Origin of the sequence: Mesorhizobium comanense (assembly GCF_005503535.1) — a bacterium.
GTDB classification, from domain to species: domain Bacteria; phylum Pseudomonadota; class Alphaproteobacteria; order Rhizobiales; family Rhizobiaceae; genus Mesorhizobium; species Mesorhizobium comanense.
The window spans coordinates 242,973-255,385 of sequence record NZ_SCNN01000002.1 but is presented as its reverse complement, the minus strand read 5'-3'; the positions used below and the strand labels follow the sequence as shown (position 1 = coordinate 255,385).

General features: G+C 62.5%; 11 protein-coding genes and 2 tRNA genes. 7 read left to right on the top strand and 6 right to left on the bottom strand.

Features of this window, described 5'->3' with window-relative positions:
* Window positions 1-4: 4 nt before the first annotated feature.
* A tRNA-Asp gene (locus FFS37_RS05590) sits at window positions 5-81 on the bottom strand.
* Between the two features lie 216 nt (window positions 82-297).
* Between FFS37_RS05590 and FFS37_RS05585 the strand changes: the two genes are divergently transcribed.
* A tRNA-Val gene (locus tag FFS37_RS05585) sits at window positions 298-373 on the top strand.
* Between the two features lie 148 nt (window positions 374-521).
* Complete coding sequence (locus FFS37_RS05580) at window positions 522-1,136, top strand: hypothetical protein (protein ID WP_137929942.1); 615 nt, start codon at window positions 522-524, stop codon at window positions 1,134-1,136.
* 51 nt (window positions 1,137-1,187) lie between these two features.
* Here FFS37_RS05580 and rbsK read toward each other — a convergent pair whose 3' ends face one another.
* Genes rbsK through FFS37_RS05565 form a run of 3 tightly spaced genes read right to left on the bottom strand, consistent with a single transcriptional unit; the run spans window position 1,188 to window position 3,646 of the window.
* Window positions 1,188-2,117, bottom strand: a complete 930-nt coding sequence (gene rbsK, locus FFS37_RS05575; protein ID WP_137929941.1) for a ribokinase — start codon at window positions 2,115-2,117, stop codon at window positions 1,188-1,190.
* 4 nt (window positions 2,118-2,121) lie between these two features.
* Complete coding sequence (locus tag FFS37_RS05570; RefSeq protein ID WP_137929940.1) at window positions 2,122-2,574, bottom strand: RbsD/FucU family protein; 453 nt, start codon at window positions 2,572-2,574, stop codon at window positions 2,122-2,124.
* A 22-nt stretch (window positions 2,575-2,596) separates the two neighbouring features.
* Entirely contained in the window at window positions 2,597-3,646 is a 1,050-nt protein-coding gene (locus tag FFS37_RS05565; protein WP_137929939.1) for an ABC transporter ATP-binding protein, read from the bottom strand.
* 292 nt (window positions 3,647-3,938) lie between these two features.
* On the opposite strand from FFS37_RS05565, the gene FFS37_RS05560 reads away from it, so the two are divergent.
* The 5 genes from FFS37_RS05560 to FFS37_RS05540 all read left to right on the top strand — a co-directional run bounded on the left by FFS37_RS05560 (window position 3,939) and on the right by FFS37_RS05540 (window position 11,035).
* On the top strand, window positions 3,939-5,603 hold the full coding sequence (locus FFS37_RS05560) for a type 2 periplasmic-binding domain-containing protein (protein ID WP_137929938.1): 1,665 nt from the start codon (window positions 3,939-3,941) through the stop codon (window positions 5,601-5,603).
* A gap of 91 nt (window positions 5,604-5,694) precedes the next feature.
* Window positions 5,695-6,801, top strand: coding sequence for a carbohydrate ABC transporter permease (locus tag FFS37_RS05555; RefSeq protein WP_137929937.1), 1,107 nt, complete (start codon window positions 5,695-5,697; stop codon window positions 6,799-6,801).
* Window positions 6,802-6,812: 11 nt separating this feature from the next.
* Entirely contained in the window at window positions 6,813-7,730 is a 918-nt protein-coding gene (locus FFS37_RS05550) for a carbohydrate ABC transporter permease (RefSeq protein WP_137929936.1), read from the top strand.
* The gene (locus FFS37_RS05545) at window positions 7,727-8,056 is read left to right on the top strand and encodes a hypothetical protein (RefSeq protein WP_137929935.1); all 330 of its coding nucleotides are present in this window, start codon (window positions 7,727-7,729) and stop codon (window positions 8,054-8,056) included. Before FFS37_RS05550 ends, FFS37_RS05545 begins: the two co-directional genes overlap by 4 nt.
* A 147-nt stretch (window positions 8,057-8,203) precedes the next feature.
* Window positions 8,204-11,035 (top strand): hypothetical protein, encoded by a 2,832-nt coding sequence (locus FFS37_RS05540; RefSeq protein WP_137929934.1) that lies wholly within the window; start codon window positions 8,204-8,206, stop codon window positions 11,033-11,035.
* A gap of 2 nt (window positions 11,036-11,037) precedes the next feature.
* Here the strand turns inward: FFS37_RS05540 and FFS37_RS05535 are convergent, their stop codons facing one another.
* Both FFS37_RS05535 and FFS37_RS05530 read right to left on the bottom strand, forming a co-directional pair.
* Entirely contained in the window at window positions 11,038-11,781 is a 744-nt protein-coding gene (locus FFS37_RS05535; protein WP_137929933.1) for a creatininase family protein, read from the bottom strand.
* Window positions 11,782-11,784: 3 nt separating this feature from the next.
* Entirely contained in the window at window positions 11,785-12,330 is a 546-nt protein-coding gene (locus FFS37_RS05530; protein ID WP_137930133.1) for an SIS domain-containing protein, read from the bottom strand.
* Window positions 12,331-12,413: the final 83 nt, after the last annotated feature.

Below are 12,413 nucleotides of genomic sequence, written 5' to 3'. Positions count from 1 at the left end.
TAAATGGCGCGAGTGACGGGGCTCGAACCCGCGACCTCCGGCGTGACAGGCCGGCACTCTAACCAACTGAGCTACACCCGCGCATTTGACGAGCACGGTCAGCCGTGTTCGTCGTTGGGGCGCTGGATAAGGGGTTCGGTACCGGGTGTCAAGCGCACCAAACCATCATAACTGCAAACTGGAGAAGGTTTTTTGACAGCCGGCGTTTTGGTCGCAAATCAGCCCGCAAAACCCCGGGGCCGACGCGCATGGGCCTTGCGAAGCCGGCTGCGACCGCTTAAAGGTCCGGCCCGGAGCGGGCGATTAGCTCAGTTGGTAGAGCGCTTCGTTTACACCGAAGATGTCGGCGGTTCGAGTCCGTCATCGCCCACCACTTCGCTCTCTGGTTTTTTGAACTATTTCGCATCGTCGGCAGGCCGTTTCGTGGGGTTTCGAGCCGATATCTAAAGACAGGTGTGATGCGCTTTTGGATGTTTTCCGTTCGTCGAGACATTGTGGCGTCGCTGATTGGATGCCTGTTGGTGTCCGGCTGCTTCGATCTGAAGCAGGATCTGGCGTTCCGGCGTGATGGAACGGCTACGGCCAACGTGCGTATAGCTGTCGATGCCACGGCGCTTGCGATGGCCAAGGACGTCAACAGCAAATGGTGCAGTTCTGAAAAGCTGTTGTCTTCGAAGGGAATCACCGGAACCGCCGAGCGCACGACCGAAGGAGGGGATGAAGTCTGCTCCGTGTCTTTCTCCGGCAAGACGGAGGATCTCGTCGCGGCTCTATCGAACGCAAATGTCGGAGGCGACAAGAGGCAAGGCGTTCAACTCAACCGCCTTGGGGACAACTACGAATTCGTCGTCAATTTCCCCAGTCTGAAGCCAACCGACAAATATGCCGACGACCCGATGGCGCAAGGGTTGCGGACCCTCATCCTGGCGAAGATGTCCGGCAGGCACATCGCCTGGACGCTGACGGCGCCGCGCATCATCGAGACCAGCGGCACCATATCGGAAGACGGACGGACGGCATCATATTCGCGGCCGCTCGCCACGGTATTCTCCAGCGACCGGCCCACGACATTTCGTGCGGTGTTCTCACTGGAGCCGCCTGGAATGTTCGAGCAATTTCTGAACTGGTTTCGATAGGCAATAGAGGCTTTTCCGGCAAGGCTCATTCTTGAGCGGCCCTGGCCCGCCTCAGTTCCTCGAAAGAATCGCCTCCACTTCCTGTAGCGTCGGCATCGATGGCGCGGTCCCTTGTCGTGTCACCGAGATGCCGGCGACGGCACAGGCGAATCGAACGGCTTGCAGCGGCTCCACGCCACGCGACAGCGCGGCGGCGAAGCCGCCATTGAAGGCGTCGCCCGCTCCGGTGGTTTCCACCACCGGGCCGGCAGTGATGGCCGGGACATGTTCCGAGCGGCCCCTGGTGTGCAGCAGCGCGCCCTTGTCACCGAGGGTGACGATGACCGTGCCGGCACCCTTTTCGAGCAGCCTGTCGCCCGCGACACGCGCGTCGTCGACGGAGGCCACCTTCAATCCGGTCAACTCTTCCGTTTCGGTCTCATTGGGCGTGAGATAGTCGCAGAGCGAATAAATGCCGTCGGGAAGCTTTGCCGCCGGCGCCGGGTTGAGGATGGTGACCACCCCCGCCCCGCGCGCTATTTCCAATGCCCGCAGCGCGGCATCGATCGGCTGTTCGAGTTGCGTGACGAAGACGCCGGCGCCACGGATCAGCCCCGCATTGGCTTCGATATCGGCCGGCGAAATCAGCATGGCGGCGCCGGGGCTGACGATGATGGCGTTGTTGCCGGTTTCCTCTTCGACGAAGATGTAGGCGGCACCCGTATAGCTGCCGGGCGTGTCGATGACTGCGCTTTTCACGCCTGCATCCTTCCAGGTCCGCTTGGCCATGTCGGCGAAGGCGTCGACGCCGAGCCGGGTCAGGAACGTGGTGTCAGCGCCGAGCTTGCCGGCGGCCACGGCCTGATTCGAGCCCTTTCCGCCCGGGCCAAGCTTGAACGAATTGCCGAGGATCGTTTCGCCCATGCGCGGCTGCCGCCGCGCCCTGTAGGCCGTATCCGCGACAAAGACACCCAGGATGACGATCGGCTTGCCCGGGGCCATGCCTCTACTCCGCATCCGGCGGCACGACGCCCTTGCGGAAGGCGAAGCAGCCATAGAAGCGGCGTTCGCCGGTCTGGATGACGCAATAGGCCTGCTTGGCGCGCTCGTAGAAGGCGTAGCGCTCGACCGGCAGCATCGGCCAGGACTTGCCCTCGGCCGCGTCGATCTCCCTCTGCACCTCTTGCTGCACCGCTGGAATCTCGTCCGGCTTGCCGACGATCTCCATGCGCGCGGCGGAATCATCGACGAACGTGTCCAGTGGATAAAGCGACAGAACCGCCTTCACCACCTCGGCGGCCGGCGCGTCGATGCGCAGGAGGTAGCCGAGCGCGGTCTGGCGCGCCACCGAATCGGAGGGGAAATTGGTGTCGGCAATGATCAGGTCGTCGCCATGTCCCATTGCGCGCAATGCCTGCAGCACATCGGCATTGAGCAGCGGGTTGATCCCTTTCAGCATGATGGTCCTCGTCCGTTGGAGATCAGAGACGCTTGCCGGTCTCGGCGTCGAACAGGTGGATATGGTCGAGCCTCGGCTTGAGCTTGAGCGTATCGCCCGGCTTGAAGTCATGACGCTCGCGGAACAGCGCCACCATCTCGCCGTCGCCGAAGCGCAGGAAAACCAGCGTTTCCGAGCCGGTGGGCTCGACCACCGAAATCTTCGCCGGCACGCCATCGGGATGGATTTCGAGATGTTCCGGGCGCACGCCGTAGACGACGGCCCGCCCCTCTTCCACGGCATTGCCTTGCGCTACCGGAAATACCGTTCCGGCAATGTCGACGCCGTCCTTGCGCATGACGCCCTTGAGCAGGTTCATGGACGGCGAGCCGATGAAGCCGGCGACGAACAGATTGGCCGGGCGGTCGAACAGATCCAGCGGCGCGCCGACCTGCTCGATGCGGCCGTCGCGCATCACGACGATCTTGTCGGCCATCGTCATGGCCTCGATCTGGTCGTGGGTGACGTAGATGGTGGTGGTCTTCAGCCGCTGGTGCAGTTCCTTGATTTCGGTGCGCATCTGCACGCGCAGCTTGGCGTCGAGGTTGGAGAGCGGCTCGTCGAACAGGAACACCTGCGGATTGCGCACGATGGCACGGCCCATGGCCACGCGCTGGCGCTGGCCACCGGACAGCTGGCGCGGATAGCGCTTCAGATAGGGTGCAAGGTCGAGAATGTCGGCGGCGCGCTTCACCCGCTCCGCCACCACGGCCGGATCGGTTTTCCTGAGCTTGAGGGCGAAGGCCATGTTCTGCTCCACCGTCTTGTGCGGATAGAGCGCGTAGTTCTGGAACACCATGGCGATGTCGCGCTTGGCGGGCGGCAGATTGTTGACGATGCGGTCGCCAATGGCGATCGTGCCGCCGGAAACCGTTTCCAGGCCGGCCACCATCCTGAGCAGTGTGGACTTGCCGCAGCCCGAGGGACCGACCAGCACGACGAATTGCCCATCGGCAATGTCAACGCTGACCTCATGCAGCACCTTGACGGTTCCGAATGCCTTGGCCACATTGGCGATCGCGACTTGAGCCATCGTCCCCCCTTTTCTTGCGGTGAAGCTAGCCATTGCAAAGGGCAAGGGCAAGTCGGTATCTTATAGATAAAAAGTCATCGTCGTTGACAACGTAATCGATTACGCGAATAGTGTCTAATGCCAATCCGACAGTCGGATTTTCGTCCGGAAATCGGAGCTCCAGGCGACGCAGGGTGGGGTCCCACGTGCCCGTATGATAAAGGAGAACCGCCGCCGTTTCGGCGTCTGAAAGGTTGGCATTTCAAATTCGAGATTGGTCAATTCACCACTGTTGTTCTGGGAGGAATGGTAGATGAAAGTCGGTCTTTACGAGAAACTGGTGCGCGCAGGGGCAACCCGGCGCGATGTGTTGAAGGGCGCGGCCAGCATGGCGGCGATCGCCGCTGCGTCCGGCGCCGGGCTCGGCGCCCTGACACGCCCCGCTTCGGCGGCAAGCGAGCTGCGCGCAAAAATCCTGCAGATTCCAGGTGTCGGCAAAGGTCAGCCGACCGACGCCGACTTCCAGAAGGTCGGCGAGCTGTGCCTCGAAGCCACCAAGGCCAATGTCAAGGAAGGTGAGTTCGCCGGTGTCGAACTCAAGTTCATGGGCCTCAACAACCAGAACCTGCACAATGTGCTGTTTCGCGGCTTCCTGAAGCCTTGGGAGGCCTATACCGGCGCCAAGATCAGCTGGATCGACCTGGCGCAGGCCGACTACAATGCCCGCCTGCAGCAGTCGATCGCCACTGGCACCGTGGATTTCGACATTGCCGAGATGGGAGCGCCTTTCGAAGGCGATGTCTGCGGCAAGGGGCTGACCTCGGAAATGCCGGACTGGGTCAAGAAGCAGATCGATATCGACGACCTGGTCAATTATCTGAAGCCGCCGGTCGGCACCTGGGAAGGCAAGCAGTATCGCGTCACCATCGATGGCGATACGCACAACTTCAACTACCGCGCCGACGTCTTCGCCGACCCGGATCTCGCCAAGCAGTGGAAGGACAGCGGCGGTGCCGGCGAGTGGGGCGTGCCCAAGACCTGGCAGCAGGTGCAGGCCGTGACCAAGTTCCTCAAGGGCAAGAAGTTCAAGGGCCAGGACGTCTATGGCTATCTCGACGCGCCCAAGCCCTGGGGCGGCTTCGGCTTCTACTTCCTCGGCAGCCGCGCCACCGCCTACGCCAAGCACCCCGACGACAAGGCCTGGCTGTTCGACGCCGACACGATGAAGCCGCGCATCAACAATCCGGCCTGGGTGCGCGCCATCCAGGACGTGATCGACGCGCTGCCGTCCGAACCCGCCGACCAGATCAACGCCGACCCGAATACCACCGGCTTCCAGCAGTTCCTGGCCGGCACCGGTTCGATGATCCCATGGTGGGGCGACATCGGCTCCAATGCCAAAACCAACGATTCCTCGGTGGTTGGCGACCTGTGCGGCTTCGACATCCTGCCGGGCTCGGATGACGTCTACAATTCGAAGACCGGCCAATGGGACAAGCTGCCGGGCGGCCCCAACTATGCGCCCAACCTCGCCTATCTCGGATGGGGCATCTACGTCATGGCCCGCGTCGACAGCGATCCGAAGAAGCAGAAAGCCGCCTGGAGCGCGGCGGCGCATCTCGGTGGCAAGGACCTGGCAATCTGGACGGCCATGTATCCGTCCGGCTTCCAATGCTACCGCAACAGTCAGCACGACATCGACGAATGGGTGGCCGCCGGCTACGACAAGGCGTTCATCTCGAACTACCTGGATTCGCAGTTCAACTCCTACAACCATCCCAACGGCGCGATCGAGCCGCGTATTCCCGGCATCTTCCAGTATTACAGCGCCGCGGAAGACATCCTGGCCAACACCTTCGCGGGCAAGATGAAGGCACAGGAAGGCGCCGACGCCATCGCCGCCGCCTGGGAGAAGCTGACCGACCAGATCGGCCGCGAGAAGCAGATCAAGCTCTACAAGGCCTCGCTCGGCGTGTAGGCTTCTCCTTATGAACCGTGGCCCGGCGGCAGCGCCGGGCCACGCCTTTCAGCTTCGGCTCCGGGAGGAGCCTCCCAAACGGGCGGAATTTGTGGCTGACCAGACTTCGACCGCGAACCAGTGGCCGGCAGGCGCCGGCGCTTACGATCTGATCTCGCCGGCCCGAAAGCGGCTCGGATGGACATTGATGGCGGCGGCAACGCTTGGCCTGCTGGCGACCATCGTGTTCGAGATATTGTACAGGGCCGAGACGGAAACCTGGCGTCCCGCCGTCTATGCCTATGTGCTCTGGGGCGTGGCGCTGGGCATAGGCCAGGTGCTGACCCGCGGCGAGGATGGCCAGCGCGCGCTGTTCCTGCTGCCGGCGTTGCTCTTCACCATCGCCATGGTGATCTTCCCGACGCTGTTCGGCTTCTACATCGCGCTGACGGACTGGAACCTCAGTTCCTTCAGTGGTCGCAAATTCAACGGGCTCGACAATTTCTGGCAGATGCTGGGCGATCCCTACTACCGCAACGCGCTGTTCAACATGGTGCTCTACGTGCTTGCGGTTGCGGTCGAATATGTCATCGCCTTCGGCCTGGCACTGCTGCTCAACGCGCAGATCCGCGCACGAAAATTCTTCCGCGTCGTCTTCCTGATGCCCTTGATGCTGTCGCCCGTCGCGGTCTCCTGGATGATCGGCAAATCGCTGATGGAGTACCGGTTCGGGCCCGCCGCAACGCTGGCGCGCCATCTCGGCTGGGACAATCCTGCCTTCTTCTCCGACCCGATCACCGCTCGCATCTCGATCATGATACTCGATGCCTGGACCTTCATTCCCTTCATGATGATCATGCTTCTTGCCGGCCTGCAGGCCATGTCGCGCGAGGTGCTGGAGGCGGCCCGGGTCGACGGCGCCAATGCATGGCAGACCTTCTGGCAGGTCACCTTCCCGCTGATGCTGCCAGTCTCGGTGACCGCGGTGATCCTGCGCATCATCTTCAAGCTGAAGCTTGCCGACATCATCATCACGGTGACGTCGGGTGGCCCGGGCGGCGCCACCGATTCCGTCTCCAGCTTCATCTACCGCGAGTACCGCGACCGCTCGAATGTCGGCTACGGCACCATGCTGGCGATGGCCTATCTCGTCATCATCGTCGTGTTCGTGACCTGGCTGCTGAAAATCGCCAACCGCTTCGTGCGCAACGTCAACTGAGTGGCCACGATATGAGCGTTCAGACCACCAACTATACCGTCTCCGAAATAAGCTCCCCGGCGAGTTTCATCACCAGCCGCGTCTTCATCTATGGGGCGCTCGTCGTCTGGGCCTTCATCTGCCTGTTTCCGATCTACTGGACGATCACGACCTCGTTCAAATCGGCCGTCGACGTCACGCAGGGCCACCTCATCCCGTTCGTGGATTTCCAGCCGGACTGGAAAGGCTGGCGGTCGCTCGGCCTGTCACCGGATTCGATCTTCGAGACCTCGACAGTGCGCGACGAGTTCCTCAAGCGCTTCATGAACTCGGTCATCACATCGGTCGGCGCGTCGAGCCTTGCCATCATCATCGGCAGCCTCGCCGCCTACGGACTTACCCGTTACCGCTACAAGTTCGCCTGGTTCAGGAACGAGGACATCTCCTTCTTCTTCCTGTCGCAGCTCATCCTGCCGCCCGTCGTGCTGGCCCTGCCCTTCCTGGTGCTTTACCGGGAAGTCGGGCTGCTCGACACACGCCTCGGCCTGATCCTGCTCTACACGCTGATGGTGCTGCCGATTGTCATCTGGATCATGCGCGACCAGTTCAATTCGATCCCCGTCGAGCTTGAGGAGGCGGCCCTTGTCGACGGCCTGTCGATCTGGGGCGCCTTCTTCCGCATCGTCATGCCGATCGCGCTGCCGGGCATGGTGGCCGCCTTCATCCTGGCCATGGTGCTGTGCTGGAACGAATACTTCTTCGCCGCCCTTTTGACCTCCACCGACGCCAAGACCATTCCGGTCATGGTGGCGAGCCAGACCGGTTCGCAAGGCATCAACTGGTGGTCGATGGCCGCGCTCGCAACGGCCGCGATCGCGCCGCTCGCCGTCATCGGCATCGCGCTCGAACGTTACCTCATCATGGGCATGACGGCCGGAGCGGTGAAGTGACGACCCGGTACTGGTTCGCGCGCAACATCCGCGCCGGACACAAGGGCTATGACCGCTACGGCAAGGGCGTCATGCCGATCGCCTGGCAAGGCCGGGCCGTGATTGCCGGCTTCGTGCTGGCGATGCTGTGCGGCGGCCTGCTGATGGCCCTGGTCGGCTTCTACGCCAACCATCTCGCGCTCGGCATAGCCCTCTACGTCATCCTCGCCATAGCCGGCGCGGGCACCTTCATCTGGGCGGTCGCCACCAGGAGCGATCCGGACAAATCCATTGCCGACTACCGCGCGGAGAAGCAACGCGCGCAATCTTCAGCCAAGCTGAAGTGAATTCTTGAATCGGCCTGATTGCAAAAGTGCCAAGCTCCATCGGCACGATTGACCGCGTTACAGCATCTTGCCGTGTCCGGTCCGTGGATCGATAGTATCAATCCGAATGCGGAGCTCGCTGGAAGCAGCTTATCTCGGGGATGATGCATGGAAGAGCTTGGCGGATCAGCCGAAAGGCCACAGCGCGTCGTGGTCACGGTGCATGGCATTCGCACGTTCGGCCAGTGGCAGGATCGTCTGCGCGATCTGATTCACAAGCGGGCACCGGACGTGACCGTCGAGCCTTTCCGTTACGGTTATTTCAGCGCGCTGGCCTTTGCGTTCCCGTTCTTCCGATGGCTGGCAGTGTTGTTCTTCCGCGCCAGACTGAGGGACCTGATCCGCCGGCATCCGAACGCGCGCTTTGTCTTCGTGGCGCACTCCTTCGGCACGCATCTTACGGTGCATGGCCTGAAGGGCCTGAACAAAGACGAGGTCCCAGCGATCGACCTGATAATCCTTGCAGGAAGCGTGCTGCGCCCGAACTTCAATTGGCCGCGGTTCATGGAAAAGGTGCCGGCACGTCAGGTGGTGAACGACTGTGGCATCAACGATTCCGTACTCATCCTCAGTCAATTCGTGGTGCTGTTGACCGGCATGGCTGGTCGCGTCGGTTTCTACGGCTTTACCGGAGGCAATGTTCTCAATCGCTTCTTCGTCGGCGGCCATGGGCTTTACTTCGCGTCGAACCGTCACGACGCCAATCACTTCATGCGGACCCAATGGCTGAGTTCGATCGTCGATGACGCCCAACCCATGCCTGTCGACCAACGACCGCCATTCGGCGTCCTGGGCGGCCTGTCCAACGCTACCGTGAGATTGTCCGACCCGCTGAAGCTCGTCCTCTACGGCGCGCTGGTCTGGTTCGCCTACGACACGCTTTACCGCCAGCCGCGGCTGGAGCTCATCGCCGAGCAGGGCTCGCGCGAAGTCGCGGTGGCCGCGACGGCGATGGAAAACGACCTGCGCATGCCGACCTCCTACCAGTCAGCGATCCGCGTCGCGAAGCTCCGCGGTCAGGTTCGCGATCGCGACCGGGCGCTTGCCGAGGACATTGCGCGCTACTCCGGCCAAAGGCTGGCAACATTCGCCGACGCGCTCAAATCCCTCGAGCCCGGCGCCGTGTTCCGCTGGTCCGGCGTATCCTATGTGGCGGCCGATCCGCCGCTGCGCCTGCCCGGCGCACCAGCCTGGTTTGCGCGTGCGGGCGAGCCTGCGCGACTGCTGACGATCGACACGGATTCCACGGTTGCGGTTGTCGACGCCGGCGCAAGCCGCACGGTCGCTCGCCAGCGTATTCGCGAGGAACATGAAGGCCCGGTGGTCGGCGCAACCGAGGTGCTGTCACTCAAATCGGTTCCCAACATGATCGGTTTGGAACTCGTCGTTGAGCGTCCGAACGACGACGATTTGAGCCATTATGCGGTTACGGTCGATTTGGCCACCGGTGCGATCGAGAGCCACGCCGGGGGAGACGAGCGGACGACTTTCACCGCCACGCCCGACTGCAGCGCGTTCAAGATCGCCAAGGACATCGATGACTATGACGAGGACAACCTGTCGGCCGACCAGCTACAGGCCCTTCGAAAGGACATCCAGGAGGAAACCGCGATCACCGCGCGCTGCGTAGAACGGTCGGTTGCACGGGTCCCGAAGACATTCGTGTTCCCCAAGCTAATCGAGGAGAACGCGAACTGGCGTGTAGCCCGTGTCATGGCTGAGACACCGCCGGACCCCCAGGCATTGACGCCCCCCTGCCAGTCCTTGTCGGAAAGCGTCAAGTTTCCTCATGTCATACGCCCGGATGGGAGCATTCTCGACTTCTCGAAAACCGGGCGAAACGAACAAGGCGAACTCGTTGAGGATAACCCTGAAATCCGGTTCATCGACCCCGAAACAGGGGAAGGAAAGTGCTACGTCGAATTTCAGGGAGCCGGCGGAAAGACATTTGCACTCAACTACCGGTTCGCGGGCGAATGGCACATAAGCTACGCCATTTGCGAAGTGCTGGACGGCCGGACCGTCGGCAGATGCGTGTCGCCCGGCTTCGCGTGGAACGGCAGCGGCGATATTGTCCGGTCGCCGGACGGCAACCTCCTCGTGGTCTCCGGATTTGGCGCCGGATCCGCGCCGCCATGGAACATCACCGATCTGAGAACGATGCAGACCACATTCCGGGAAGACCCGACCTTCGGCCGCGTTTCCGGGATCGCCTTCGGAGCGGATTCGCGCACCGTTGCCGTCGCGGGACCGTTGGAAGGGATGGCTGGAGCCTTGAGGCTCGTCATCTACGATCTCGCCGACCCGATCAAGCCGCTCGCCAGCCGCATCATCGAGAGCTCGGCCGCGCCGGAACCGCTTGCTCAGGACGTCGCGAACCCTTTGGACACCGTTGCCATGTTCGGTTCCGATGGCGGATTCGTGGTGGCCATGCCCTATGGCGATGTCTTCGGCTTCCAGCTTGCAGACTACAACCCTCTTCCGGAACCAGCAGCGCGGTTGCTGGAGGCTTTGGGTGGCGCCAATGAACGATCATCGGCCATCACGCTCGACTGGTTGGCAACTCCTCTGGGTTTCTCGCCTCAGGCGCAGATCCGCTTTGACTTCGAGCCGGGGCAGAGGCAATTGCTGGCCTATGATCGTCGGCAGGCGAGGCTGATGGACACAACCGGCGGATACATGCTGACGGGCCTTGTCAGGCCCGCTGAACTGCCGGGTTGCAGTGGTGACATCGGCTCCGCGCAGTTGGAGGCCGACGGTCGCATATCAGTTTCGACGGGCACATGCGCGGCGGAGCGCGCCGCACCACTGGACTTCAAATCCGTGCCGCAGACGGCGAGCCAGGCCAGGATGCCGCAACCCGCCGACCCGAGCGGTCACCGGGAACTGCCGGAGGAGCGCGCAACGCAGGAACAGCGTTCTATGTCTCCGGACAGGTGAGGCTAGCTCTTCAGGATCGCGCGCAGGTGATCCATGATCATGGCGACGCCTTTTTGTCCCAGTTCCGCCGACGAGTCCTTCGCGCCCGCCGTGTACCAGCTCTTGTTGTCCCGGAAATGGTCGGCATCGACCGCCTCCGGACATAGCGCCAGCATCAGCGATGTCTCGCCGATGCCGGCATGATCGAAGGGATATCTGCCATTCATGGCGGCCGGCATCAGCGGATGCACCTGCACCCAGTTGAAGAAGTTTTCGCCGACCGCGTGTCCGGCATAGTAGTCGGCCATCGTCTCGGAACCCCACCAGCCCTCGCCGCGCTCCCTTTCGAGGAACCGGAAGATCGCCTGACGGCCGGCGGTCTTGAAGGCAAGATCGGTGGGCATGCCGGCGGCGAAGTTCTCGGTCTGATGATGAATGATGGCGTGGATGTTGCGAAAGCCGATGCGCAGCAGGCTGTAGAACAAATCCTCGCCGAACGGCGCCAGTTGATTTCCTCCGACCTGCACCGAGCCGGTGCCTTCGGGCGCCGCTACGGCGTAGCTTGCCGCGCCATAGTAGAAGGGCGGCAGGATGACGACGTCCCTCTCCTTCTCGAGCAGCTCGAGCGTCTTGACGACGGCCAGCGTATCCATGCCGACGGCCATGTGCTCGCCATGGTATTCGAGCACGCCCAACGGCAGCGCGACGGGCCATCTTTCGGCGATAGCCTTGCGGATCTGGTGCGGCAGCATCAACTCGTAGCGCATGATCTATTCCATGTTGGTGTGGCGGGCGCGCATGGCCTGCGGCGACGCGCCGGTCAGGGATTGGAGCTTCAGCACCATCACCTCGAACAGCAGGAACAGCGCTCCTTCGAAAACCGATCCCATCGGCAGGACCGATGTCTTTCGCGGCCCCTGGTCGTCGGCCATGGTCTGGGCCGGGATGACCAGCGTGGCGTCTGCCAACCCCGCCGCTGTGCCGCCGGGCTGAGCCGTCAGCAACAGGTTGGTTGCGCCAGCTTCCCGAGCGACGCGCATCAAGGTGAGCACCGTGGTGGTTTCTCCAGGCCCCGAACTGGCGAGGAAGACATCACCCGAGCCGAGCGGCGGCGTGGTCATATCGCCGACCACCGAGACAGGGAGGCCCAGATGATAGAGCCGCATTGCGAATCCCTTCACCTGCAAGGCTTCCCGACCGCAGCCATAGACGACGATCTGTCTCGCGCCGGCCAGCATCCGGCAAGCCGCGTCGATGCGGCTATCCTCGACACGCGCCAGCACATCGCCAAGCTCGTCGAGCGCGGTCCTGAACATTTCCAGGCCCGAGCTGCTCACAGCCGCACCCCCGGGGTGCCGGCAACCGGAAACGACTGGCAATTCCTGGTCACATCTTCCCC